At 66.1% G+C, this 26,387-nt stretch carries 21 protein-coding genes; 4 read left to right on the forward strand and 17 right to left on the reverse strand.

Translation table 11 applies throughout. From position 1 onward, the window contains the following. Positions 1-53 precede the first annotated feature (53 nt). From ACKI1H_RS04510 to ACKI1H_RS04575, 14 genes are all read right to left on the reverse strand, one after another. A complete protein-coding gene (locus ACKI1H_RS04510) occupies positions 54-248 on the reverse strand; it encodes a hypothetical protein (RefSeq protein ID WP_138523341.1) in 195 nt (64 codons plus the stop codon). A 181-nt stretch (positions 249-429) separates the two neighbouring features. After that, positions 430-1,365: a LysR family transcriptional regulator gene (locus ACKI1H_RS04515; RefSeq protein WP_138523343.1), complete on the reverse strand. Its 936-nt coding sequence runs from the start codon at positions 1,363-1,365 to the stop codon at positions 430-432. A 410-nt stretch (positions 1,366-1,775) separates the two neighbouring features. Next, positions 1,776-2,480: an NAD(P)H-dependent oxidoreductase gene (locus ACKI1H_RS04520; RefSeq protein WP_440467757.1), complete on the reverse strand. Its 705-nt coding sequence runs from the start codon at positions 2,478-2,480 to the stop codon at positions 1,776-1,778. Positions 2,481-2,675: 195 nt separating this feature from the next. After that, positions 2,676-4,094 carry an aldehyde dehydrogenase family protein gene (locus tag ACKI1H_RS04525; protein ID WP_440467758.1) on the reverse strand — a complete coding sequence of 473 codons (1,419 nt, stop codon included), beginning with the start codon at positions 4,092-4,094 and terminating at the stop codon, positions 2,676-2,678. Next, complete coding sequence (locus ACKI1H_RS04530) at positions 4,087-5,277, reverse strand: pyridoxal phosphate-dependent aminotransferase (protein WP_440467759.1); 1,191 nt, start codon at positions 5,275-5,277, stop codon at positions 4,087-4,089. The genes ACKI1H_RS04525 and ACKI1H_RS04530 overlap by 8 nt, the downstream gene beginning before the upstream one ends. Before the next feature lie 53 nt (positions 5,278-5,330). Beyond that, on the reverse strand, positions 5,331-6,941 hold the full coding sequence (locus ACKI1H_RS04535; protein ID WP_440467760.1) for a 5-guanidino-2-oxopentanoate decarboxylase: 1,611 nt from the start codon (positions 6,939-6,941) through the stop codon (positions 5,331-5,333). Positions 6,942-7,199: 258 nt separating this feature from the next. Next, entirely contained in the window at positions 7,200-9,287 is a 2,088-nt protein-coding gene (locus ACKI1H_RS04540) for an acetate--CoA ligase family protein (protein WP_138523353.1), read from the reverse strand. Between the two features lie 208 nt (positions 9,288-9,495). Then, positions 9,496-10,656: an acyl-CoA dehydrogenase family protein gene (locus tag ACKI1H_RS04545; protein WP_138523355.1), complete on the reverse strand. Its 1,161-nt coding sequence runs from the start codon at positions 10,654-10,656 to the stop codon at positions 9,496-9,498. A 17-nt stretch (positions 10,657-10,673) separates the two neighbouring features. Continuing rightward, positions 10,674-11,462: an enoyl-CoA hydratase/isomerase family protein gene (locus ACKI1H_RS04550; RefSeq protein ID WP_440467761.1), complete on the reverse strand. Its 789-nt coding sequence runs from the start codon at positions 11,460-11,462 to the stop codon at positions 10,674-10,676. Positions 11,463-11,803: 341 nt separating this feature from the next. Then, positions 11,804-13,231 (reverse strand): amino acid permease, encoded by a 1,428-nt coding sequence (locus ACKI1H_RS04555; RefSeq protein ID WP_440467762.1) that lies wholly within the window; start codon positions 13,229-13,231, stop codon positions 11,804-11,806. Between the two features lie 290 nt (positions 13,232-13,521). Further along, complete coding sequence (locus ACKI1H_RS04560; RefSeq protein ID WP_440467763.1) at positions 13,522-15,765, reverse strand: ATP-binding protein; 2,244 nt, start codon at positions 15,763-15,765, stop codon at positions 13,522-13,524. Beyond that, positions 15,762-16,535: a substrate-binding periplasmic protein gene (locus tag ACKI1H_RS04565; protein ID WP_138523363.1), complete on the reverse strand. Its 774-nt coding sequence runs from the start codon at positions 16,533-16,535 to the stop codon at positions 15,762-15,764. The genes ACKI1H_RS04560 and ACKI1H_RS04565 overlap by 4 nt, the downstream gene beginning before the upstream one ends. Positions 16,536-16,649: 114 nt before the next feature. After that, a complete protein-coding gene (locus ACKI1H_RS04570; protein WP_138523365.1) occupies positions 16,650-17,396 on the reverse strand; it encodes a response regulator in 747 nt (248 codons plus the stop codon). A gap of 110 nt (positions 17,397-17,506) precedes the next feature. Next, positions 17,507-18,154: a TetR family transcriptional regulator C-terminal domain-containing protein gene (locus ACKI1H_RS04575; protein ID WP_138523367.1), complete on the reverse strand. Its 648-nt coding sequence runs from the start codon at positions 18,152-18,154 to the stop codon at positions 17,507-17,509. Positions 18,155-18,311: 157 nt separating this feature from the next. Here ACKI1H_RS04575 and ACKI1H_RS04580 point away from each other — a divergent pair, with 157 nt between their 5' ends. From ACKI1H_RS04580 to ACKI1H_RS04595, 4 genes are all read left to right on the forward strand, one after another. Beyond that, positions 18,312-19,415, forward strand: a complete 1,104-nt coding sequence (locus ACKI1H_RS04580) for a polyamine ABC transporter substrate-binding protein (RefSeq protein ID WP_440467764.1) — start codon at positions 18,312-18,314, stop codon at positions 19,413-19,415. Positions 19,416-19,507: 92 nt separating this feature from the next. Beyond that, complete coding sequence (locus tag ACKI1H_RS04585; protein WP_440467765.1) at positions 19,508-20,926, forward strand: aminotransferase; 1,419 nt, start codon at positions 19,508-19,510, stop codon at positions 20,924-20,926. A gap of 53 nt (positions 20,927-20,979) precedes the next feature. After that, positions 20,980-21,849 carry a helix-turn-helix transcriptional regulator gene (locus tag ACKI1H_RS04590; protein WP_138523373.1) on the forward strand — a complete coding sequence of 290 codons (870 nt, stop codon included), beginning with the start codon at positions 20,980-20,982 and terminating at the stop codon, positions 21,847-21,849. Positions 21,850-22,081: 232 nt separating this feature from the next. Then, positions 22,082-23,092 carry an alpha/beta fold hydrolase gene (locus ACKI1H_RS04595; RefSeq protein ID WP_138523375.1) on the forward strand — a complete coding sequence of 337 codons (1,011 nt, stop codon included), beginning with the start codon at positions 22,082-22,084 and terminating at the stop codon, positions 23,090-23,092. A 190-nt stretch (positions 23,093-23,282) separates the two neighbouring features. Here the strand turns inward: ACKI1H_RS04595 and choV are convergent, their stop codons facing one another. The 3 genes from choV to ACKI1H_RS04610 are packed head-to-tail and all read right to left on the reverse strand — an operon-like array spanning position 23,283 to position 26,290. Then, positions 23,283-24,461: a choline ABC transporter ATP-binding protein gene (gene choV / locus ACKI1H_RS04600; RefSeq protein WP_138523377.1), complete on the reverse strand. Its 1,179-nt coding sequence runs from the start codon at positions 24,459-24,461 to the stop codon at positions 23,283-23,285. A gap of 5 nt (positions 24,462-24,466) precedes the next feature. Then, positions 24,467-25,306, reverse strand: coding sequence for a choline ABC transporter permease subunit (gene choW / locus ACKI1H_RS04605; protein ID WP_138523379.1), 840 nt, complete (start codon positions 25,304-25,306; stop codon positions 24,467-24,469). A gap of 42 nt (positions 25,307-25,348) precedes the next feature. Beyond that, a complete protein-coding gene (locus tag ACKI1H_RS04610) occupies positions 25,349-26,290 on the reverse strand; it encodes a choline ABC transporter substrate-binding protein (protein WP_440467766.1) in 942 nt (313 codons plus the stop codon). Positions 26,291-26,387 lie beyond the last annotated feature (97 nt).

The raw sequence follows: 26,387 nt of genomic DNA on the forward strand, positions 1-26,387 counted from the left end.
AAGGTGTTGAGAAGCCCGGCTCACGCTCCGGACCTCCCGGGGGAAGCGGCCGATCAGGAATCGGCGTTGCTGCCAGCGGCGGCCTTGGCGGTCTGCTCGGCGGACTGGGCCTGCTGCTGGGCAATCACGGCTTCGTTGGCCTTGACCATCTTGTCGGTCATCAGGCGCGATTCTTCGGCGAAGCTCAGCTGAGTGAAGGACAGCGAGCAGAGGGACAGCAGGGCAGCAACATAAAGAGAACGGGACATGACGGTGATCCTTTCTGAACACCCGGTTGGTCGGGGTTGTTGAAAGGTTACGGCGCAACAGTGGATCGAAAAATAGCTAGCTAACCAACAAAGCATTGCCTAAAAAGCAACAATCCGCGCCGATCGTCCGAGAATGCCGACATAGAGCGGCTGCGACGACCCGCCACGCTAGCCCTTTGCCTTATGCCCAGTTGACGGGATCGTTGAGCGCTGCTTCGTCGTCCTCGAAGACCCGCGGCAGCTCCGCCTTGAGAAACTCGACCCAGGTGCGGATCTTCGCGTCGAGGAAGCGCCGCGACGGATACAGCGCATAGATCTGCCGCACGTGCAGGCTGTGCCGGGGCAGCACGCGCACCAGTGAGCGGCGACGCAGCGCGGGCGCGGCGACGTAGCTGGGTAGCAGGCAGATACCCATGCCGGCGGCCGCAGCACCGGTCAGCGCTTCGGCGACGTTGACCATGAAGGTGTCGCGCGGGCGGATCACGCTTTCCTCGTTGCCCTCCTCGAAGGCCCAGCCCTCGGGGAAGGTCGGGTCCTGCAGGCGCAGGCACTGGTGCTGGTGCAGGTCTGCGACACTGGTCGGGGTACCGCGCCGCTTGAGGTATTCGGGGCTGGCACAGAGCACGCTGTAGATCGTGCCCAGGGTCTGGGCGACGAACTCGGAGTCGGGCAGCTCGCGGTCGCGGGTGATCACCACGTCCTGGCCCTCTTCGAGAATGTCCGGCTGGCGCTGGGCCAGGGTCAGCTCGATGTAGACCTCGGGGAAGGACTCGCAGTAGCGCGAGATCAGGGGGATCAGATGCTGCTGGCCGAGGCCGGTGAGCGAATGCACGCGCAGGCGGCCGCGCGGCTTGAGATGCGCACCGCTGGCTTCGGCCTGGGCTTCATCGACATCGGCGAGAATTTCCCGGCAGCGCAGCAGGTAGCGCTCGCCGGTTTCGGTCAGCGCCAGGCGCCTTGTGGTGCGGTGCAGCAGACGTGCTTCAAGCTGGGCTTCGAGGTCGGAGACCACGCGGGAGACCTGGGCTGTGGATAGCCCCAGGGCGTTGGCGGCGGCGGTGAAACTGCCGGCATCCACCACCCGGACGAATGCCCGCATCGCGTGAAGTACGTCCATGCTTCCCCCTGCCTGTTGATCTTGTCGTAGGCGCCTGTAGGAGATGACAACCATTGTTGTCCGCGCCGCAAAACTGAATCGCAGTATAGGGTCGTTTTTTGCCGATTGTTACCACGTATAGTGCCGGACAAGTCGCTGCAGCAACGTTGGGCATACCAGGCTCATCGTACGGCCGCCGATACACCAATCGACGGCCCTCTCCCCCGCGCATACCTGGCTGCAGCGACTGACTCTTTCTCCAGGGGCGGCCATCTTCGGATGACCGCCCTTTTTCGTTGCTGGCCAGAGCAACGGAGCCGAGCCGGATGGTGTAGGAGCGAGCTTGCTCGCGAACAGGTCAAACGGCGGCGCCAAAGTTGAGCGGTTCGCGAGCAAGGGCTGGGCGCCCCCTCGGTCCTACAGAAAGCCGATCAGCGCGGCAGCGGGTAGAGGCGCTCGTCGAACTGATCCAGGCGCACGAACTCCAGCGGCGTATCACTCTCCAGGTTCTGCAGACGGTCCTGGTACTGGCGCAGGAAGTCCTGGCGCGCCTCGTTGCTGATGTAGGGCACATGCCAGGCCACGAAAGGCGGCAGCACGCTCATGCCGGTGTAGGCCAGGGTGCCACGCAGGATCGGCCGCAGCATGTCCTCCAGCGGGCCGTGGATAGCGCCGTCGCCGAACATGTGATCGCGCCCGCCGAGGGTCACGCTCACCAGCGCCTTCTTGCCGGCCAGGCCACCCTGGTCGTAGAAGCGCTTGCCGCCGTAGCAGATGCCCGAGACCAGCACGCGGTCGAACCAGCCCTTGAGGATGGCCGGCGCGGAGAACCAGTAGATCGGGAAGTTGAAGATCACCAGGTCCGCCCAGAGCAGTTTTTCCAGCTCGGCCTGGATGTCGGCGGCGATGGTCTTGGCCTTGGCGCCTTCGCGCTGTTCCAGGGCATAGACCAGGTACTCGGGGTTGGCGCGGGCGCCGAAGTCGGCGGCGCTGGCCACCGGGTTCCAGTTCATCGCGTAGAGGTCGGAGACCTGCACCTCGTGGCCCTGGCCGCGCAGGGTTTCCTCGGCGAGCTGGTACAGCGCGGTGCTGAAGGATTGCGGCTCGTTGTGGGCGTGGACGATCAGTACGTTCATGTCGGGTCCTGAATGGTCGGGTATTGGCGCTGGGCGTTGCCCTCTCCCTAACCCTCTCCCTGAAGGGAGAGGGGACTGGCCGGTACGAACGGGAATTCCCGTGCTCGCCGGCCAACTCCCTTCCATCCGGAAACTCCGAACGGCTCCCTCTCCCGCTGGCGGGAGAGGGCTGGGGAGAGGGTGCTCTTCAGTCGCTCAGAGTTGAATGGCCTTGAGCTCGACGAACTCGTGCAAGCCCTGCTCGCCCCATTCGCGGCCGTTGCCGGACTGCTTGTAGCCACCGAAGGGCGCACGATAGTTGAAGGCACCACCGTTGACGAAACATTGGCCGGCGCGTATCTGCCGGGCGAGGCGCAGGCCATCTTCGCGGTCGCCTGCCCACACGGCGCTGGACAGGCCAAACGGCGAGTCGTTGGCGATGGCAATCGCCTCGGCCTCGTCGGCGTAGGGAATCAGGCAGAGCACCGGGCCGAAGATTTCCTCTCGGGCGATGCGCATCTGGTTGGTCACGCCGGCGAAGATCGTCGGTTGCACATAGTGCCCGCGCTCCAGGTGAGCCGGGCGCTCGGCGCCACCGCAGACCCGCTGCGCGCCCTCATCCTGGCCGACGCGGATGTAGTCGAGCACGGTGCGGCGCTGGCCAGCCGAGCACATCGGGCCAAGGAAGCTGTCTGCGTCCAGCGGGTCGCCCATCTTCAGCACGAGGGCTTCGACGCGGGCGATTTCCACGGCTTCGGCATAGCGATGGGCCGGCAGCAGCATGCGCGTGAGCGCGGTGCAGGTCTGCCCGGAGTTGATCATCACGTCCTGCACGCCGTGGCGCACGGCGGCGGCCAGATCAGCGTCGGCGGTGATCAGGAACGGCGACTTGCCGCCCAGCTCCAGGCACACGCGCTTGACCGTCGGTGCTGCCGCTTCGGAGACCTTCACACCCGCGCCGGTGGAACCGGTGAACGACACCATGTCCACATCCGGATGCCGCGCCAGCGCTTCGCCGACCTTGGAGCCGGGGCCGCTGACCAGGTTGAACACACCGGCCGGCAGACCGATGGCGTGGACCATGTCGGCGAGCAGGAAGGCGTGCAGCGGGGTGTCCTGGCTCGGCTTGACCACCACGGTGCAGCCGGCGGCGAGGGCCGGGGCGAGCTTGCCGATAAGCTGGTGCAGCGGGTAGTTCCAGGGGTTGATGAAGGCGCAGACGCCCACCGCTTCCTTCACCACCAGCGAGTTGCCGACCTCGCGTACTTCGTCCATGTGCGCGGCCATGGCGGCGTAGCTTTCCAGGCCCTCGATGGGCCCGTCGACCTGCACCATGCGGCACCACTGCACGGGCATGCCCAGCTCGGCGGTGATCAGCCCGGCCATCTCATCGGCGCGGCTTTTCAGTTGTTCGGCGAGGGCACGGATGTAGCCGGCGCGGACGTGGGAAGGCGTCTGCGACCAGGCCGGGAAAGCCCGGCGCGCGGCGTCCACCGCGCGGTTCACGTCACCTTCGCCACCCAGGGGAACGCGGCCGACGCATTCCTCGGTGGCCGGGTTCTGCACCTCGGCCATGCCCTGCCCTTGCGGCACCACCCAGGCGCCGTCGATGTAGAGCTGCGTACGATCATGCATAGCGTTTTTCCTTGAGCAATTCGGCAGCGCACAAGGCGATGCGGCGGCAGGCTTCGCGCAGCGGCTCGGCGCCGAGCACCAGGCCCAGGCGGATGTGCCCGGCGGCGCTGGGGCCGAAGGCTTCGCCGGCCAGTACGGAAACGCCGTGGCGGTCCAGCAGCACATCGGCGAAGTCCTGGGCGGAGAGCCCGGTGGCGCGGATATCCACCATCACGAACATGCCGCCGTCCGGGCGCAGGGCGCGCACGCCGACGCAATCAGCGAGGCAGTCGAGCACCAGGTCGCGGCGCTGGCGATAGGCCTCGCGCATGGCTTCCAGTTCCGGCAGCTTCGCTTCCAGCGCGGTGCAGGCGGCGTCCTGGATGAAGTCCGGTGAGCCGTAGAGCATGCACAGGGCGAGGTTTTCCAGGTGCGCGCAGAGTTCCTGCGGGCCGACCACCCAGCCTACTCGCCAACCGGTCATCGCATGGGATTTCGACAGGCTGTTGAGGGTCGCAGTGCGCTCGGCCATACCCGGCAGGCTGGCGGGGCTGATGTGCTCGCCGTCGAACAGCAGCTCGCTGTAGACCTCGTCGGAGATCATCCACAGGTCATGCTTCACGCACAGCTCGGCGAGCTTTTCCCAGGTGCCCCGGGGCAGGCTGGCGCCGGAGGGGTTGTGCGGGCTGTTGATCGCCAGCGCGCGGGTGCGCGGGGTGATCAGTGCGGCGACATCCTCGGCCTGCACGCGGAAGCCGTGCTCGGAGCGCACCGACACCGGGATGACCTTGGCGCCACAGGCACCGAACACCGCTTCGTAGGTGACGTACATCGGCTCGGCGACGATCACCTCGTCGCCCGGATTGAGCACGCACTGCGCCACGGCATACAGCGCACACTGGGCGCCGGCCAGCACGACCACGTCATCGGCGGTGACCGCCTGGCCACTGCGCTCGCTGTGACGACGGGCGATGGCTTCGCGCAGCGAACGCTTGCCACGCACATCGGCGTAATGGGTGTTGCCGGCCAGCAGGCTGTCGATGGCCGACTGCACGATGGGCACCGGGGTATCGAAGTCCGGGTCGCCTACCGACAGCAACAGGATGTCGTCACCCTGCTCCATTCGCGCCAGGGCACGGTAGTGGATGTCCCAGGCGGCGGCGCCGTCGCCGGCGATGCGTTGGGTGAAATTCGAATAGCGCATGGGGAACTCCTTGCGGCGCCGGGACCTGTGCGGCCCCGGCGAGTACGACGGGCCTACTTCGCGCAGGCGTGTTTCAGCTCGATCAGGGTCACGCCCGGATGGGCGAAGCCTTCGCGCAGGTCGCGCTCCAGTTCGTCCAGGCTCTGCGGCTGGCGCATCTCGCAGCCGTAGGCACGGCCGAGCAAGGCGAAGTCCGGATTGCGCGGCAGGACGCCGATGGGCTCGATGTCCAGGCCGATCATGTCGTCGCGGATCTGCCCCAGCGCATCGTTGTTCCACAGCAGCACCACCAGCGGGCTGTCCAGCTCTTCGGTGGCGGTGGCCAGTTCCTGCGCGGTGTAGAGGAAGCCACCGTCGCCGACCAGCACCAGGCCGGGGCGCTCCGGCGCGCCGAACTTGGCGCCGATGCCGGCGGGCACGCCGTAGCCGAGGGTGCCGTAGCCGGTGGGGTGCAACCAGCCGCGCGGGGCCTTGCTCGGGTAGAGGTAGTTGGCGGTGTAGGCCAGCTGGGTCATGTCGCTGGCGATGAAGGCGTTGTCCGGCAGGACCTTGGCGATGCGCTGCAGGATCGACTGGTGGATGCGTTGCAGCGGCGCGTGGCCGGCTTCGATCTGCGCACGCAGTTCGGCGATGCGCGACTGCGCTTTCGCCGCGTCGCGGGTCGCGCTGGGCAGCGCAGCTAGCAGCGCCTGCGCGGTGGCCTTCGAATCGCCCAGCAGCGCCACGGCACTCGGGTAGAAGTCGTTGAACTTGCGCGAGTCGATATCGACGCGGATCACTTCGCCGCTGACCGGCAAGCGGTCGCGCCAGAAGTCGGTGTCGGCCATCTCGGTGCCGATGGCGAGGACCACGTCGGCCTCGGCGATCGTGTCCCAGCCGGCCTGGGTGCACAGGGTGGCGCCGGCGGACAGCGGCGCTTCCGGCGCCAGCAGGCCCTTGCCGGCAACGCTGGTGAACAGCGGCGCGGCCAGGCGCTCGCTCAGCGCGGCCAGGGCATCGGCGGCGTGCAGCGCACCGCCGCCGGCGATGATCATCGGACGCTGGGCAGCCTGGAGTTTATCCACAGCCTGCTTGAGCGCATCGGCGCTGGGCTGGCCACGGCCGGCACGGCGTACCACTTCATTGGTCCAGTCGCGAGCGACGGGGTTGGCGAGCACATCCAGCGGCACGGAGATGTGCACCGGGCGCGGGCGCTCGCTGTCGAACACGGCGTAAGCACGGGCGATCAGCTCGGGCAGGTCCTCGGCGCTCAGAGCGACGGCCGAGAACGCGGTGATCGGCGCGGTCATGGCGCGCTGGTCCTGGGTCTCGTGCAGGCAGCCCCAGCCCTTGCCCAGGCTGGCGGTGTGGTTGACGCTGGAGATCACCAGCATCGGAATCGAGTCGGCGTAGGCCTGGCCGATGGCGGTGGCGGCGTTGGTCACCCCCGGGCCGGTGATGATGAAGGCCACGCCCGGCTTGCCGCTGACGCGCGCATAGCCGTCGGCCATGAAGCCGGCGCCCTGTTCGTGGCGGGTCAGCACATGGCGGATGCCGCTGCCGGGCAGGCCGCGGTACAGCTCCAGGGTGTGTACACCGGGAATGCCGAACACGGTGTCGACGCCATAGTTGGCCAGCAGGCGTACCAGGGCCTGGCCGCCGGTGAGGTTCTTGTTGTTTTGCATGAACGATCTCCCGAACTGTTCTTCGGCGGATAACCGCAAGCGGTTATTCGCCCTACTCGTTGGGGCCTACGCCGAGTGTCCGGCGTGCGCCGCTTTTGCTCCCTCTCCCTTCAGGGAGAGGGGGACGTTCGTGTACTTTCTTCAACGCCCAGCACTGAAGTTCTTTTCGTAGGACCGAGGGGGGCGCCTAGCCCTTGCTCGCGAACAAACCCCGCTGCGGGGCATGGTTCGCGAGCAAGCTCGCTCCTACAGGTACGGTCATTCAGCGGTGCGGATCAGTGCATCCACCGCCACGGCGCCTTCGGCGTCCGCCAGCAGCGGGTTCACGTCCAGTTCCAGCAGGGTGTCCACGTGCTCGCAGGCGTAGTCGGCGACGGCGCGGATGGCTTCCACCAGCGCTTCCAGGTTCACCGGTGCGCGACCTCGGAAGCCGGTGAGCAACGGCGCGCTGCGCAGGCTCAGCAAGGCGTCGCGGATCGCCGCGTCGGTGGTCGGCAGCAGCAGGCTGCGGCTGTCCTTGAGCAGCTCGACGAGGATGCCGCCGGCCCCCAGCACCAGTGCCAGGCCGAAGCCGTTCTCGCGCTTGATGCCGACGATCAGCTCGGCCAGTGGCGGATTGGCCATGCGCTCCAGCAGCACCTGGTCGAAGGGCACGCCAGGTGCGTGACGGGCGATGTTCTCGCGCATGTCGAACAGCGCGGCTTCCAGCGCCGCCTCGTTGCGCAGGTTGAGTGCCACACCACCGGCCTCGGTCTTGTGCGGCAGCTGCGCACTGACGACTTTCAGCGCCAGCGGGAAGCCGACATCGGCAGCCGCTTCGCGGGCCTGGGTCGGGGTGCTCAGCGCGGCGCGCGGCAGCGGCAGGCCGAAGGGTTTCAGCGCCTGCTTGGACTGCCACTCGTCCAGCAGCCGGCCTGCACCTTCCAGGGCCTGCGGGCAGAGCGGTACCAGCGCGGCTTCGCCACGGGCCAGCAGCGCTTCGCGGCGCTGACGGTAATGGGCGATGCGGCCCCAGGCGGCGAGTCCGTCTTCCACGCCTTGCAGCGCGGCGACGCCGTGGGAGTGCAGCAGTTCGCGGGCATGTTTGGGCAGCAGCTCCGGCAGCGCGGAGGCGATGAAGCCGACTTTGCCGTGACGCTCCAGCGCGGCGCAGTACAGCTCCAGCAGCAGGTCGCACTGCGGGCGCTCGCCGGTTTCCTCGCCGGGGTAGTCCAGCACCAGCAGGGCGGCGTCGGCTTCGGTCTGCAGGGCGCTGTCGAGCATGCGTTGCAGAGCTGGGCCGTCGCCCCAGATGGCGGTGGTGAAGTCCAGCGGGTTAGCGATGTTCGCGTAGTCCGGCAGCACCTGCGCCAGCTCGGTACGTTGCACGTCGACCAGCTTGGGCAGGCTCAGGCCGTTGCGCTCGGCGTAGTCGGCGATCAGCCCGGCGTCACCGCCGGAGCAGGCCAGCGCAGCCAGGCTCGGCCCGGCCGGCAGGTTGCCGCAGGCGGCCGCCTTGAGGGTTTCGATGAAGCTCACCGGGCCGCTGACGCGGATCACCCCGAGGCGATCGAACAGCGCGTCGTACAGCGCATCGGAGCCAGCCAGGGAGCTGGTGTGGCTGAGCGCGAGTTCCGCACCGATCTCGGAGACGCCGGTCTTCAGCGCGATCACCGGGATGCCTTTCTGCAGTGCCTTGAAGGCGGCGCGGGCGAAGCCGGGAACGTTCTTCAGGCCTTCCAGGTGCAGGCCGATGGCGGTGACGCGCGGCTCGTCGAGCAGCACGTCCATCAGTTCGGCCACGCCCAGTTGCGCCTGGTTGCCCACCGAGGCCATGTAGGCGATGGGCAGCGAGCGGTCGCTCATGGACAGGTTGTAGGCAAAGTTGCCGCTCTGGGTGAGAACGGCCACGCCCTTCTCGACGATGTGCCCGCCATGGGCCACCGGCCACAGCGCGGAGCCATGCAGGTAGTCGAGCAGGCCGTAGCAGTTGGGGCCGAGCAGGGCCATGTCACCGGCGCTGGCGAGCAGGCGGCGCTGCAGCACTTCACCCTCGGCACCGGTTTCGGCAAAGCCGGAGGCGTAGCAGATGGCGCCGCCGGCATCCTTGGCGGCCAGCTCGGCGACGGCCTGCAGGGTCAGGTCGCGGTTGGTGGCGACGAATACCGCATCCGGCCCTTCGGGCAGCTCAGCAACGCTGCGCACACAGGGCACGCCTTCGAGTTCATCGTATTGCGGGTTGACCAGCCACATCGGCCCGGCGAAGCCACCTTCGGCGCAGCGCTTGAGCGCGCGCGCCATGCTGCGGCCACCGATGAAGGCGACGTGACGGGGGGCCAACAGGCGCTGGAGGTTTTCTCTTTTCATGTCGGGTCTCGATACGGGGCTATGCCCTTTCCCCCAGCCCCTCTGACTGGGCGCCCCCCGTGACGGGAGAGGGGAGCTTCCGGGGTCATCCTTTGGCGCACGGTGTCTGCCCGCGTGCCGAATCGCTCTTGCCCCCTCTCCCTTCAGGGAGAGGGCTGGGGAGAGGGGCTTTCAACACCAGCCGGCCTTCCCCGAAAAGCGCCGAGAATCAGCGCAGCAGTGGACGTAGCAGTTCGCGGGAAATGATGTGGCGCTGGATTTCCGAGGTGCCTTCCCAGATGCGCTCGATGCGCGCGTTGCGCCAGATGCGCTCCACCGGGCCTTCGTCCATCAGGCCCATGCCGCCGAAGATCTGCACGGTTTCGTCGGCAACCTTGCCCAGCACTTCGCTGGCGAACAGCTTGGCCATGCCGGCTTCGCCGTCGGTCATGCTGCCGCGGTCCATCTTCCAGGCGGTGTGCAGGGTCATCAGCTCGGCGGCGCGAATCTGCGTGGCCATGTCGGCGAGCTTGAAGGAGATGCCCTGGTAGCTGCCGATGGCCTGACCGAACTGCTTGCGGTCGGCCGACCATTGCAGTGCCAGGTCCAGCGCGCGCTGGGCCTGGCCCACGCAGTTGGCGGCGACCATCACACGGCCGGCGGTGAGCCAGGCGTTGGCCACTTCCCAACCCTTGTCGACTTCGCCCAGGACCTGGGAGGCCGGCACGCGGCAGTCGTCGAAGAAGATTTCGTAGGTGTGGTAGCCCTTGTTGCTCACGCATTTCGGGCCGCGGCGCACGGTCATGCCGGCGGTGCCCTTGTCGACCAGGAAGGCGGTCACGGCGTTGCGCTTCTTGCCGTTGCGCTCGAAGGTGTCGGTCACCGCGAAGACGATGGCGAAGTCGGCGTGGCCGGCGTGGCTGATGAAGTGCTTGGAACCGTTGATCACGAAGTCCTCGCCGTCACGCACGGCGCGGGTCTTGATCGAGTTGGCGTCGGAGCCGGCGCCCGGCTCGGTGAGGGCGAAGCAGTCGATCTTCTCGCCCTGCACCACCGGCAGCAGGTAGTTCTGAATCTGCTCGCCCTTGCAGGCCATGAGGATCTTCGAGGGGCGCGCGACGAACACGTGCAGGGCCCAGGAGACCTTGGACAGTTCGCGCTCGACCAGCGCCTGGGACAGGTAGTCCAGGCCGCCACCGCCGACTTCCTCGGGCATGTTGAAGGCGTAGAAGCCGGCCGCCAGGGCCTTGCCGCGAATCTTCGCGGCCAGCTCCGGAGACACCGCGTCGGCGCGGTCCACTTCTTCCTCGTAGGGCAGCAGCTCTTTCTCGACGAAAGCCTTGACCGCCTCGACGAGCATTTCCTGTTCTTGGGTCAGTTGGAAATCCATCACATCACCTGCAGCCGTCAGCGGCCTTTGAATTGGGGGGAGCGTTTCTCGGCCACGGCGCACAGCGCCTCGGCGGCATCTTCACTGCGGCCGCAGAGCAGGCCGGCAGCCTGTTCGGCTTCCAGCTGCTGGGCCAGGGTGCGGCTGGCGCCTTCGCGGATCAGGCGCTTGGTGTGGCCGAAGGCGTAGGTCGGGCCGGCAGCCAGACGCGCGGCGAATTCACCGACGTGGGCCTGCAGCTGATCGTCGGCGACCACTTCGCCGACCAGGCCTGCGTTCAGCGCGCGTTCGGCGCTCCACAGCTCGTCGAGGAACAGCAGGCGCTTGGCCGCTTCGCCGCCGATCAGACGCGGCAGGTGCCAGCTGGCGCCGGCATCCGGGCAGTAGGCCATGCCGGTGTAGCCGGCCTTGAAGCGCGCGGAGGCGCCGGCAATGCGGAAGTCGCAGCACAGGGTCAGGTCCATCCCGGCGCCGACAGCGGTGCCGTTGACGGCGGCGATGGTCGGCTTGTCCAGGCTGTGCAGGCGACGCATCAGGGCGTGGGCGGTTTCGGTCCAGCCGTAGGTTTCCAGCTCGCCACGCGCTTCGGCCTCGGCCCATTCGGCGAGGTCGGCGCCGGCGCAGAAGCTGCGGCCTTCACCGGTCAGCACGATGACGCGTACGACCGCATCGGCCTCGTAGGCATCGAGCAGGGCCAGCAGGTTCTTGAGCGTGGGGACGTCGAGCGCGTTGCGCTGCTCGGGGCGGTTCAGGGTGATCCAGGCGATACCGTCCTGGACCCGGCTGAGCGGGGATGGCTGAGTCATGCTGCCCTCGTTCTTGTAGTCGTTTGCTGAGGCGGATGAAGCGTTGGAGCCAATACTAAACACTTGTTCAGCAAGCCGGCAATCCACCCGAATGGGTGGCTTGTAACGCCCTGCCTATCGACGGGAAGGCCGCGCGGCGCGGGGCTGAGGGGTTTTGCAGGGAATCACGGGCGGGTTTGTTACAACTTCGAACAATCGTTCAGCAGTATTGGCGTGAGGCAATGCTCGCCAATGCAGGAACCGTAGGATGGTGTGAAGCGAATCGATACCCATCCTACAAAGCTCGCTCCTACGCAAAGCGAAAAGCCCCGCGAGGCGGGGCTTCTCCGGAGCGGAAGGGCTCAGCCGATGCTCGGCACTGCCTCATCCATCAACACTTGCCCACGCTTGCGCTTGAGCACGTAGTACGCCAGGTAGCAGGCCGCCATGAAGCCGAAGCCCCAGTACAGCGACGGACGCTGGGTCGGGTCCAGGGCGAGGAAGACGAACAGCGAACAGCAGATCGCGATGCACGCCAGCGGGATCAGTGGGAACAGCGGCGCTGCGTATTTCAGGTCGGCCACAGTGCCGCCCTTGGCCATGTGCTCGCGGCGGAAGCGGTACTGGGCGTAGGCGATGACGATCCAGGTAACGGTGCCGGACATCCCGCTCACCGCCATCAGCACCATGAACAGGGTGTCGGCGGCGACGATGCTGGTCAGCAGCGACAGCAGGGCGAAGGCGAGGCTGATCAGCAGCGCATAGAGCGGCACGCCGCGGGCGCTGAGTTTCGACAGCTTGCGTGGCGCCATGCCGGTCTTGGACATGGCCCAGAGGATACGCGTGGAGGCGTACAGGCCGGAATTGCCCACGGACAGGATGGCGGTGAGGATCACGAAGTTCATCAGGTCGGCGGCATAGGGAATGCCAACCCTGTCGAATACCTGCACGAACGGGCTTTCCATCAGGCCGGCCTGCTTCCACGGCACGATGCAGGACAGCACGACAATCGCCAGCACGTAGAAGATCAGCACGCGGAACACCACGTTGCGCACGGCGCGCGGGATGCTCTTTTCCGGCTGGTCGGTCTCGCCGGCGGCGACGCCCATGATCTCGCAGCCCTGGAAGGCGTAGACCACCGTCATCATCACCGCGAACACCGCGGACAGACCGTTGGGGAACAGGCCGTCGCTGACCAGGTTGGACAGCCCCGGCGCGGCCGCGCCGTCGTTCAGCGGAATGGCGCCGAAGATCACCAGCACCCCGACCACGATGAAGCCGAGGATGGCCGCCACCTTGATCCCGGAGAACCAGTACTCGGCCTCGCCGAAGGCGCGGGTGGCCAGGGCATTGAGGGAGAACAGCACAACCACGAAGAAGCCCGACCAGAGCCAGATCGGCACCTCGGGGAACCAGCGGGTCATCAGCATGCCGGCGGCGGTGAATTCCAGGCCGACGGTGGAAGCCCAGCTCATCCAGTAGACCCAGCCGATCATGAACCCGGTGGCCGGGCCGATAAAGCGCGTGGCGTGGGCCTGGAAGGAACCGGAGACCGGCATCTGCACCGACAGCTCGCCCAGGCAGACCATCACCAGGTACATCAGCAGGCCGGCGACCAGGTAGGCGAGGATGGCGCCCATCGGGCCGCCGGAGCCAATGGTGACGCCCGAGCCCATGAACAGGCCGGTGCCGATGACACCGCCCAGCGACAGCATGAAGATGTGGCGGCTCTTGAGCGCGCGGGTGAGCTGTATCTTCTCGCCGCTACCGGCGTGATGGGTCTCAGACATGGCGCACCTCCAGGGAACGGCGGGCGCGGCTGAGCGGAACTCTACGTTGGATCATTATTGTTATCTCCAATCAATCAGAGGCCGTGGCTCGGGCACGGATGCCACCGGATTATTGGAAGACGATGTAAGACGGGGTTGTTCGCCAGGATCGAAGTTGTAGAAAGATGTAAGGATTTTGTGCAGACCGCGTGGGACGCTGCTTTCAGCACTTATGACTCTCGTAGGGCGCATAACGCGCCAGCGTTATCCGCCGCCGCAGATGGCGGATAACCTGTTCCAGGTTATGCGCCCTACGGCTGTTTACTCTTCAAGAGTTCAGCGGCAACCGCCCTCTCTTGCTTCAGCTTTTCCGTCCAATCAGCCAGCGAAGCCCCTGCCAGCGCCGCCGCCTCCAGCTCACCCAGGCAATCCCCCAACCCGCGCAGGCCCATGGACCGGCAGCTCCCCGCCAGCCGGTGCGCCAGGCTGGCGGCCTCCACCGCATCGTCCTGGCGCAGTGCATCCAGCAGCAATGGCCATTGCTCATCCAGCAGCTTCCATAGGCTGGCGAGCAGCTCGTTCAGCTTGTGCTCGCCCAGCAGACGACGGTGGGTCTCCAGAACCTGATGATCCAGCGGTCCCTTTTCCACCGCCTCGGACGGCGGCTCCCAGGCCACGCCGGCCAGCGCAAGGCGCAGGTCGTCGAGGCGCAGGGGCTTGCCCAGTACGCCCTGCATGCCGGCCTCGAAGTAGCGGCGGACCATGCCCGGCTGCACGCTGGCGGTGAAGGCATGGATCGGTGTGGTCGCATTCAGTCCATCGGACTGCGAACGGATTGCGCGACACAGGTCGAGGCCGGTCATCCCTGGCAGGTGCATGTCCAGCAGGATCAGGTCGAAGCGCCGCGCCGCAGTCAGCGTCAGCGCAGGCTCGGCGTCATCGGCGAGCTGCACGCGATGGCCGTCGCGCTCCAGCAACGCCTGGGCGACTTCGCGGTTGAGGGCGACGTCCTCCACCACCAGCACGTCCAGGGCCGGCGCCTGCTCGACGACCATGCTGGAGTGCGCCACCACGCCCGGCGCCAGCACGATCTCGAACCAGAAGGTGCTGCCCTCGCCCTCCAGGCTTTCCACGCCGATCTCGCCGCCCATGGCTTGCACCAGCCGCTTGCTGATCGCCAGCCCCAGCCCGGTGCCACCGTAGCGCCGCGCCACCTCGTCGCTGGCCTGGGTGAAGCGCTGGAAGATCCTCTCCTGCTGCTCGGCGGAAAGGCCGATACCGTCGTCGGTCACGCTGAAGCGCAGACGCTGCCCGGCCTCGCTGCTCTGCAGTAGCGCGACCTCCAGCAGCACCTCGCCCTCCTCGGTGAACTTCACCGCGTTGGCCAGCAGGTTGCTCAGCACCTGGCGCAGGAACTGCTCAGCGCCCCGGCAGGCGTCCTGCACCTCTGAATCGACGCGCAGGCGCAGGCAGGTGCCGTTGTCCTCGGCACGCGGCTCCAGCAGGGTCACCACGTCGTCGAGCAGGCGGCGCAGGGAGAAGTCCACCGGCTCGGGCTGGCTGGCGCCGTCTTCCAGCTTGGCGAAGTGCAGCACCTCGTTGAGGATCGCCAGCAGCCCTTCACCGGCGGTGGACAGTGCTTGCAGACGGCGCCGGTCCTGCTCGCCCATAGGCGCGGCGCGCAGCAGTTCGGCCATGCCGAGGATGCCGTTGAGTGGCGTGCGGATCTCGTGGCTCATGGTGGCGAGGAAGCGGCTCTTGGCGCGGTTGGCGGCCTCGGCTTCCTCCTTGGCGCGGCGCAGGCTGGCGGTGCGCCGCTCGACCCGCCGCTGCAGTTCGTCGCGCTTGCTCTGCAGGGCCGCGCGGTCGGCTTCGCGCCGGCGCAACTCGGCGCGCAGGGCTCGTCGCAAGCCGTCGAGGGCATCGGCCACGGTGTCGATTTCGTCCTCTTCGCCTGAGCGTTTTTTAGCCAGCACCAGCTCGGTGCCCAGGTCGCCGCCGGTGAGCCCGCGGACGAAATCGGCCATGGCCCGCAGGTGGCGGGTGACCAGGCTATGGAACAGCCAGCTCAGCGCCACCGCCAGGCCGCAGAGGAACACCCCCATCCACAACAGGCTGGCGAGCCCGCCATGGAGCAGGCGCAGATAGACGGCGCCGAGGTCGATGCTGATTTCCAGCTCGCCCAGCTCGCGGCGCTCGCCATCCGGTGGCTGGAAGGCCAGGGAGTAACGCTCGATGCGGAAGGGCCCGCGCGGGTCGTCGGCGTCCTGCACCAGGTTGAAGTCGGCGCTGCGCAGGCGCACCTGGGCGATGTCGGGGAAGTCGGCCAGGCCGTGCAGCTGCACGTTCAGCTGTTCCTGGTTGAGGTCCCATAGGCTGCGCTCGAAGCTGGCGAGGTATCCGACACGGATCAGCTCCAGGCGCGTATCGATGTCGCGCATCTCGCGGCGATACTCGAAGTACAACTGCACGGCGCTGGCCAACACGGTGAAGCACAGGCTGAACAGCAGCACCCGCAACAGCAGGCGCCGGGCCAGGCCGCCGGGCAGCCTCAACGCGGCACCCCGTCGCCGGCGTGCATGGCGCGGTAGTCGTGCTCGCTCTGTTCCAGCCAGCGGGCGACGCTGCCGTCGTCCACGCGTTTCTTCAGCAGCGCGTCGATCTCGTCCATCCGCGCGGCCAGCGGCGAATGGCGGGAGACGGCAATGCGCAGGTAGTCCACGGTGAGCGGCCTGGACAGCGCGAAGATGTCCTGCCCACCGGCCAGTTGCTCGGCGAACAGCGTGCCGGTGCGCCGTTCGTGGGCGATGAAGTCGATGCGCTGGCGGATCAGCTTGCCGAAGTTCTGGCGACTGTCGGAGACCCATTCGACGTTGCCGTGCTCGGCGACGAAGCGGTCGAATTCCGGCCCGTAGCTCTCGCCGAACAGCAGTCCACCGCGGTAATGGCCTAGGTCGCCCAACTGGTCGAAACGCACTGGCTTGTGGCGGTTGTAGAAGATCGCTACTTCTTCGCGCAGCACCGGCACACGGGAGAACAGCAGGCCGTCGTCGCGCTGCGGGGTCTGGTAGGCGAGCACCACGTCGACGCGGCCTTCGGCAGCGTCCAGCAGGCAGCGCTTCCAGTTGCCCAGCACCACGGTCTTCACTTCATAGCCCAGCTCGCCGAGCACGCTGCGCACGGTTTGTGGCGCCAGACCGCGCACTTCGTGGCCGTCGCTCCAGGAGATGGGTGGGTAGACGGGGTAGTCGCAGTAGCGGATGGGCTGGGCGGCCTGAACAGCTGTGCAGAAGATCAACGTGAGCAGGGCAAGTACATGCTGCAAAGATCTGTGCGGCGATTGCCCTCTCCCCAGCCCTCTCCCTGAAGGGAGAGGGGGCAAAAGCCGTTCCCGCGCGAGGCTGAAGAATCGTTGCAACACGCTCACGGCAAGATGCATTCAGGCGTCGGCGGGCGTGGCGGTGAACAGGTATCCCGCGCCGTGAATGGTGATGATCAGCTCCGGCTCGGCCGGGTCATCGCGCAGCTTGCGGCGCAGGCGGCCGACCAGCACGTCGATGGAGCGATCGTTGGGCAGCCACTCGCGGTTGCGGATCTGGTCCATCAACTGGTCACGGCTCAGGGTGTGGCCGGTGTTGCGCAGGAACACGCCGAGCAGCTGGAATTCACCGTGGGTCAGCGGGGTTTCGCTGCCATCGCGGTCGATCAGGCGGCGGCGGTCCGGGTCCAGCGTCCAGTGGGCGAAGCGCTTGTGGTGCTGCCGGCTGCCCGGCGCGGCTGTGGCGGCAGGTTGGCGCGCGTGGCGCACGCGGCGAATCAGGTTCTTCGCGCGGGATACCAGTTCACGCGGGTTGAGCGGCTTGATCACGTAATCGTCGGCGCCGCATTCCAGGCCGACGATACGGTCGATGTCATCGTTGCGCCCGGTGATCAGGATGATGCCGACCTCCGAGCGCACGCGCAGCTCGCGGGTCAGGGTCAGGCCGTCCTTGCCGGGCAGGCGGATGTCGAGCATCACCAGGTCGACGGGCTGCTCGGCCTGCTCGGCTTCGACGAGCGTTGCCTCGGCCTGTTCGGCGGTGCCGGCGCAAAGCACGTCATAGCCTTCCTCGCCGAGGTAAGCCTGGAGGAGCTCGCGAATCACCGGATCGTCGTCGACGATCAGTACACGGGAAGTCATCGCAATACCCTGCTGAGGCCACCGCTCGTGGCGGGGCCATTCTTGTTATGCGTGGAGGTAGAGCTGTAGGAACTGTCCTGCAGATGGCGGCAGGTTACCGCCCGCTGAACAATCGATCAACAGACTCCCGACGCCCGACAGAAGCGCTGCCGACCGCCGTACTGGAGGCCATCCACCCAGGCTTCGCAGATCTGCACGCCCTGCTCCGGGGTGAAGGTATTGGGATTCAGACCGGACTCCAGCCACAGGCCGTCGAGCAAGGCGCTAAGGGCGATGGCGGCCAGCTCGGCATCGAAGTCGGCCCAATCCTGCTCCGTCGCCAGCTCGTTCAGCGCCTGCGCCAGCAACGCGCGGTACTCGCCGTAGGAATGGTCGTGGGCCTTGTTGATTTCCTCGGCCGTCTTCACCGCGCCCCAGAACGCCAGCCAGGCATCCAGCAGTTGCGGGTCGAGCAGTTCGGCGCAGAACGAGGCGCGAAAGAACGCCGACAGTCGCGCACGCGCGTCGGGCGCCGCTTCGGCGATGGACTCGCGCAACAACTGCATGACCCGCCCAGTGACAGTCAGGTACGCCTCGGCGACCAGTTCGTCCTTGCCCGAATAGTGGTGGTTGATCAGCCCCACCGAAACCCCGGCCTCGGCGCAGATCTTGCGTATGGAGGCTCCCTGGAAGCCATGGCGTTTCAGGCACGCGAGGGTGGCCTCGATCAGCAACGCCTTGCGCTGCTCCGGCTCCAGCCGGGTAAAGCGGACTTCCTCGTTCATGCCTGGCTCCTCAGGTTTCAGGTGGCCAATCTGAACGATTGTTCGATTAGGCGCCAGTACCTACCCGTTCGGGGAATGGTCCGGGCACCGCCCCTGGTCGAGAGTGGCTTCATCCGCGACAACTCCAATTCATAAGAAAACCAAAGGTGGGACTGACATGCAGAAAACGCTCGCAGCAGTACTCAGCGCGGCGCTGGCGACCTTGCCGGCACTGGGTCACGGGGAGGAAGCCGAAGGTGCGAAGACGCTGCGGCTGTACAACTGGACCGACTACATCGGCGAACACACCATCGCCGATTTCGAGAAGGAAACCGGAATCAAGGTGGTCTACGACACCTTCGATTCCTACGAGACCGTGCAGGGCAAACTGCTGCCCGGCCGCTCGGGCTACGACCTGGTGGTGCTCAACGCCGCCCTGGTGCCGCCGCTGCTCAAGGCGGGCGTATTCCAGCCGCTGGACAAGACCAAGCTGCCCAGCTGGAACAACCTCGATGCGGACGTGCTCAAGCACCTGGACCACTACGATCCGGGTGTGAAGTATTCGGCGCCCTACACCTGGGGCAGCAACGGCATCACCTACAACATCGACAAGATCAAGCAGCGCATGCCCGACGCGCCCATCGGCTCGCTGGCGATGCTGTTCGATCCGAAGATCGTGTCGAAATTCGCCGATTGCGGGGTGACCATCATCGACTCCCCAACCGACGTGATCCCGCTGGCCCTGACCTACCTCAAGCGCGACCCCAACAGCGCGCTGCCCGAGGACCTGAAGGCCGCTCAGGACCTGCTGCAATCGATCCGCCCGTACATCCGCAAGTTCGACTCCACCAGCTACCTGAACGGCCTGGCCAACGGCGACCAGTGCATGGCGATGACCTGGTCCGGCGACTACGCCACCGCCCAGGCCCGCGCCGACGAAGCCGGCGCCAAGGTCAAGCTGGGCTACTTCGTGCCCAAGGAAGGCTCGCTGATCTGGTTCGACGACTTCTACATCCCGGCCGACGCGCCGCACGTGGCAAACGCCCACAAGTTCATCGAATACATGCTGCAGCCGAAGGTCGCCGCCGGCGTCGCCGACTACATCCGCTACGCCTCGAGCAACGCCGCCGCCACCCCGCTGCTGGCCGCCGAGGTACGCAACGACCCGGCGATCTACCCCGACGCCGAAACCCGCGCCCGGCTGTTCACCCAGAAAGTGCAGAACCCCAAGGCAACCCGCCTGATCACCCGTACCTGGAACGCGGTGAAGACCGGGACCTGATGGATCGCCAACCACATGCCCCGGTCTGAGCGCCGGGGCACGGGGAGAAGGCTCTCCCCACCACGAATAACCGAAAGTCCGAGGTACAGACGATGACCACCACCACCCCAGCCTACTTCGCCCAGTTCAACGACGAGCAGCTGGTCGCCGCCGACAAAGCCCACTACATGCACGGCTACCACGTGTTCGACGACCACCGGGTCAACGGTGCGCTGAACATCGCCGCCGGCGAGGGCGCCTACATCTACGACACCAAGGGCAATCGCTACCTGGACGCCGTGGGCGGCATGTGGTGCACCAACATCGGCCTGGGCCGCGCGGAAATGGCTGACGCCATCGCGGAGCAGGTGCGCCAGCTGGCCTACTCCAATCCCTTCTGCGACATGGCCAACGTCACCGCCATCCAGCTCTGCGAGAAGCTCGCGGAACTGGCGCCGGGCGACCTCGACCACGTGTTCCTCACCACCGGCGGCTCCACCGCAGTGGACACCGCCTACCGCCTGATCCAGTACTACCAGAACTGCCGCGGCAAGCATGAGAAGAAGCACATCATCAGCCGCGTCAACGCCTACCACGGCTCGACCTTCCTCACCATGTCCCTGGGCGGCAAGGTCGCCGACCACCCGGCCGAGTTCGACTTCCTCAAGGACGTCATCCACCACATTTCCTGCCCCAACCCCTACCGCGCCCCGGAAGGGATGACAGAAGGAGACTTCCTCGATTTCCTGGTGAAGGAATTCGAAGACAAGATTCTCGAACTGGGCGAAGACAAGGTCGCCGCCTTCTTCGCCGAGCCGATCATGGGCTCGGGCGGCGTGATCATTCCGCCCAAGGGCTACCACCAGCGCATGTGGCAGGTCTGCCAGCAATACGACGTGCTCTACGTCGCCGACGAGGTGGTGACCTCGTTTGGCCGTCTCGGCGCCTTCTTCGCCTCCGAAGACGTGTTCGGTATGCAGCCGGACATCATCACCACCGCCAAGGGCCTGACCTCCGGCTACCTGCCGCTGGGCGCGTGCATCTTCTCCGACCGCATCTGGAAGGTGATCGGCGAGGCCGACAAGGGCCGCTGCTTCGCCCACGGCTTCACCTACAGCGGGCACCCGGTGAGCTGCGTCTCGGCGCTGAAGAACATCGAGATCATCGAGCGTGAGAACCTTCTTGAGCACGTGAAGGACGTCGGCGGCTACCTGGAGCAGCGTCTGCAGGAACTGGCCGGCCTGCCGCTGGTAGGCAGCGTGCGTTGCCAGAAGCTGATGGCCTGCGTCGAGTTCGTCGCCGACAAGCGCAGCAAGGCGCTCTTCCCCGAGGAGCTGAACATCGGCGAAAAGATTCACCTGCGTGCCCAGGCCAAGGGCCTGCTGGTGCGGCCGATCGTGCACCTGAACGTGATGTCGCCGCCGTTGACCATCACCCGTGAGCAGGTCGACGAGATCGTCGACAAGCTGCGCGAGTCGATCCTGGAGGCTGCCGAAGACCTTCAGCGCAGCGGTGATTACGCGGGGCACTGATGATCGATCCGAGGATTTTGCCTACACCCCGGCAGCCCTTTATGCTGCCGGACATGAGCGAATCTCAGGCACTGAGCGAAACGTCCGACGCACCGGCCCTGCATGCCTGGCATGCAGGGCTGGCGCGCGCCTTGGCCAGCGTCGGCGAAGTCGTCTTCGTCGAACGCCTGGCCGACGCCCTGGGCTGCCTGGTGCCGGTGGAGTCGGTGATGCTCGGCCTGGAACAGCGCGGCCAGCCGCCGCAACCGCTGTACCAGCGCGGCGTCCACCCGGAACACCACGAAGCGCTGGTCGACCGCTACTACGCCCGCGGCTACCTGCTGGACCCCTTCTGCCTGGCCATGGAAGACGGCCTCACCGAAGGTTTCTATCCGCTGGCCGACATCGCCCCGGACGACTTCTTCGCCAGCGAGTACTACAAGACCTACTACCTCAAGTTCGGCTGCACCGAGGACTGCCACTTCATCATCGACCTGGGCGAAGCGCGCAAGGTCTCGCTGTGCCTGTACCAGGGCGAGAGCGGCGCGCGCTTCAGCGAAACCCAGCTGGACCTGCTGGCCACCGCCCTGCCGCTGGTGCGTGAGCTGTTCCGCCAGTTCGAGCGCAATGGCGGGCTGGACCTGCTGCTGGCCGGGCGCGGCGTGAAAGTCAGCGTGCAGGACGACCAGGCGCCGCTGAACCGGCACATCCGCGCCGCCTTCATGAATTTCGGCGCCGACCGGCTCACCGAGCGCGAACGGGAAATCGCCCACCTGCTGCTACGCGGGCATTCGGTGAAGTCCAGTGCGCGGGTGCTGGATATCTCCCCTGAAACCGTGCGCATGCACCGCAAGCACCTCTACACCAAGCTGGCGATCAACTCCCAGGCGGAGCTGTTCTCGCTGTTCATCGACTGGCTGACCGGCGACGCCAGCGCTGCCTGACCCTTGCTTTGCAGGATGGGTGGAGCGCAGCGATACCCATGCAGCTGGTGTCCGCAATCGATGGGTATCGCTACGCTCCACGCCATCCTACGATTCCAGCTTGTCGACGGTGCCTTCCCCCCTCGCTCCTACAATCTCGATACCGTTGCATGCGGCAGCGCGTCCGGAAATCTGCCAACCTATGGCGTTTCCCGCAGTCTGACCCGTGCCCCACCACCAGGAGAGCTCCCCGATGTCCCGACGCTGGCTACCCGCCTTGCTGTTGGCCGCCGCCCTGCCACTGCACGCCGCCGAATCCAAACCCACCTACGGCCCGGAACTGGAGCGCTTCAACTACTCCTACCCGGTCGGTCACTACAGCTTCGCGTCCCAGGGCCACCACATGCACATGGCCTACATCGACGTGAAGCCCAAGAAGCAGCCCAACGGCCGCACCGTGGTGCTGCTGCACGGCAAGAATTTCTGCGCCGGCACCTGGGAAACCACCATCGCTGCCCTGAGCGACGCCGGCTACCGCGTGGTCGCGCCGGACCAGATCGGTTTCTGCAAATCCACCAAGCCCGAGCGCTACCAGTACAGCTTCCAGCAGCTGGCGACCAACACCCATGCCCTGCTGGAGCACCTGAAGATCGGCAAGATCACCCTGCTGGGCCACTCCACCGGCGGCATGCTCGCCACCCGCTACGCACTGATGTACCCGCAACAGGTCGAGCAGCTGGCGATGGTCAACCCCATCGGCCTGGAAGACTGGAAAGCCCTCGGCGTGCCCTACCGCACCCCCGACCAGTGGTACGAGCGCGAGCTGAAGACCAGCGCCGAGAGCATCCGCCAGTACGAGCAGGCGACCTACTACGCCGGCCAGTGGAAACCCGAGTACGACAAGTGGGTGAACATGCTCGCCGGCCTGTTCAACGGTGCCGGTCACGAGCGCGTGGCGTGGAACTCGGCGCTGCTCTACGACATGATCTTCACCCAGCCGGTGGTCTACGAATTCGGCCAGCTGAAGATGCCGACCCTGCTGCTGATCGGCACCAAGGACAACACCGCGATCGGCAAGGACATCGCCCCGGCCGAGCTCAAACCCAAGCTGGGCAACTACGCCGAACTGGGCAAGGCGACTGCCAAGGCCATCCCCAACGCCACCCTGGTGGAGTTCGACGACATGGGCCACGCGCCGCAGATCCAGGACCCGAAGCGCTTCCACGAGGCGCTGCTCAAGGGGCTGGCGGACCTCAAGCACTGACAGCCCCGAGCCATCCGGGTAGTCCGTAGGATGGCGTGGAGCGCAGCGATACCCATCAATTGGCGTGCAACCACCGCATGGGTATCGCTGCGCTCCACCCATCCAACAAGTGCGCTCCAGCGCGGACGCAGCCCCAACAAAAACGCCGGCTCCCCTCACAGGGAGCCGGCGTTCTTGATTCAGGCGAGAATCAGCCCAGGTTCTTGCCCAGCAGCGCGTGGTACAGCTCGCTGTCGCCGAGCACGCCGACCACGCGGCTCTGCTCCTGCAGCACCAGCTTGTGGCCGGTCTGGTAGCGAATCTGCAGCGCGTCGCGCATGCGGATGTTGACGTCCACCAGGGTCGGCTCGTGCTTGAGCTTCTCCACCGGGTCGCCCGGGCGCCATTGCTGCAGGTCGATGATGTTGCTGCCCTGGCGCGCGGTCTTGATCTGGTTCGATTCGGTCAGGCCCAGCCAGCAGTCGCGGCCCTGGTCGAAGCACACCTCGTCGGCCTGGCGGCGGCACTGGTCCAGGCCACGCATCAGGCTGGAGCCGCACAGCACGTTGAGCGGGTTGGTGTGAGCGACGAAGGTGCGCACGTAGTCGTCCGCCGGGCTGAGCACGATTTCCTCGGGCTTGCCGTGCTGGATGATGCGGCCGTCCTTCATGATCGCGATGCGCGTGCCGATCTTCAGCGCCTCGTCCAGGTCATGGCTGACGAAGACGATGGTCTTGTGCAGCTGCCGTTGCAGCACCAGCAGCTCGTCCTGCAGCTGCTGGCGGATCAGCGGGTCCAGCGCGGAGAAGGGTTCGTCCATCAGCAGGATGTCGCCATCCATTGCCAGCGCGCGGGCCAGGCCGACGCGCTGCTGCATGCCGCCAGAAAGTGAATCCGGACGCTTGTCGCGCCATTGCGACAGGCCGACCAGTTCCAGCTTCTCGTCGATCACCTTCTTCCGTTCGTTGGCCGGGCGGCCCTGCATTTCCAGGCCGAAGCCGATGTTCTCGGCCACGGTCAGCCAGGGCATCAGCGCGAACTTCTGGAACACCATGGCGATGCGCTTGGTACGCATGGTCTTGAGCGCCGCCGGCGAGCAGTTGGCGATGTCCACCTGCTGGCCTTCGTGCTCGATCAGCAGCTTGCCGCGGCTGACCCGGTTGAGGCCGTTGATGCAGCGCAGCAGGCTGGACTTGCCCGAGCCCGACAGGCCCATCATCACGCAGATTTCGCCGCGGTCGACGTCCAGGCAGGCATCCTCGACACCCAGCACCTGGCCGGTGCGCTTGAGGATTTCCTCGCGACCCAGGCCCTGGTCCAGCAGCTTGAGCGCTTCCTTGGTGTGGGTGCCGAAAATCACATCCACATGTTCGAATCGAATCGCCGACATAGTGCTTACCTCCCCCGCAGCGAACGTTGCTTGCACACCCGGTCAAGCAGGATGGCGAGCAGGACGATGGCCAGACCGGCCTCGAAGCCGAGGGAAATATCCGCGGTGTTGAGCGCGTTGACCACCGGCTTGCCGAGGCCGTCCGCACCCACCAGCGCGGCGATAACCACCATCGACAGCGACAACATGATGCATTGGGTGATCCCCGCACCGATGCTCGGCATGGCGTGCGGCAGCTCGATGCGCGTCAGCAGTTGCCAGCGCGAGCAGCCGAAGGCCTTGCCGGCGTCCATCAGCTCCGCCGGCACGTCCTGGATACCCAGGCAGGTCAGGCGGATGGGCGCGGCGATGGCGAAGATCACCGTGGAGATCAGGCCTGGAACCACACCCAGGCCGAACAGCGTCAGGGTGGGGATCAGGTAGACGAAGGTGGGCACCGTCTGCATCAGGTCCAGCAGCGGCCTGAGTCCTGTGTAGAACCAGGGCTTGTGCGCCGCCAGGATGCCCAGCGGCACCCCGATGGCGATACACACCACCGTGGCGAAGATCACCTGCGCCAGGGTCTCCATGGTCTCCTGCCAGTACCCCAGGTTGAGGATCAGCAGCAGCGAGGCCAGGGCGAATGCCGCCAGGCCCCAGCTGCGCTGGATGTAGAACACCAGGAAGACCATCAGCGCGATCAGCGCCAGCGGGTTGAACCAGAGCAGGCTGTTGGTGACGCCGTGGATGAGGAACTCGAGAGTGTCGGAAATCTTGTCGAACACCGACGCGCCATGTTGCGTGAGCCAGTCGACGAAGGCGGCGATATGCTCGCCCAGCGGTAGCTTGTGGTCAGTCAGAAACATAATGCGGGCCCATCAGAAGCTTGAGGAATCGGCCAACGGCAATTACTTCGCGAATGCCACCTTGGCTGCCGCCAAGGCCGGTTTGCCGTCACGGGTGGTCACGCCGGCGAGCCAGGCGTCGAGCAGTTCCGGATGGTCCTTCAACCAGGCTTTGGCCGCCTCTTCGGGCTTCTTGCCCCCGTTGAGCACGGCGTCCATGAGTTTGTTTTCCATGTCCAGGGTGAAGGTCTGATTGCTCAGCAGCTTGCCGACGTTCGGACATTCCTGGGTGTAACCCTTGCGCACGTTGGTGTAGATGGTCGCGCCGCCGTAGTTGGGGCCGAACACGTCATCACCACCTTCGAGGTACTTCATCTTGAAGCGGGTGTTCATCGGATGCGGTTCCCAACCCAGGAACACGATCCACTGGTTGCGGCGGTCGGCGCGGCCAACCTGCGAGAGCATGCCGGCTTCGCTGGACTCCACCAGCTTGAACTTGCCCAGGTCGAACTGGTTCTTGTCCAGCATGCCCTGGACCAGGCGATTGCCGTCGTTGCCCGGCTCGATGCCGTAGATCTTGTTGCCCAGCTTGTCGGCGTACTTGGCGATGTCGGCGAAGGACTTCAGCCCGCCGTCGTAAGCGGCCTGGGTGACGGCCAGGGTGTACTTGGCGCCCTCGAGGTTGGCTTTCACCGTCTCCACCGAACCGTTGTCGGCGTAGGGCTTGATGTCGTTGGCCATGCTCGGCATCCAGTTGCCGAGGAACACGTCGAGGTCCTTGTTCGCCAGCGACTTGTAGGTCACCGGCACGGACAACATGGTGACCTTGGTGGTGTAGCCAAGCGACTCGAGCACCTGACGGGTAGTAGCGGTGGTCACGGTGATGTCGGTCCAGCCGACGTCGGAGAAGCGTACCGTGCCGCACGACTCAGGTTCAGCGGCCTGAACCGCCAGCGGTGCGCAAACGGACACAGCAGCCAGCAGCAAAGACTTGCAACCATTCATGAGCGTACTCCTCTGCGGGGTGGGGCGCCGGCGCTGCCCACAGTGGGGCGCGGCGGTCTGAATTATGAGTGGGACCTCGGGGCGCAGGTCCTTTTGT

This window comes from Pseudomonas sp. YH-1 (assembly GCF_051990045.1).
Classification (GTDB): Bacteria; Pseudomonadota; Gammaproteobacteria; order Pseudomonadales; family Pseudomonadaceae; genus Pseudomonas; species Pseudomonas nicosulfuronedens.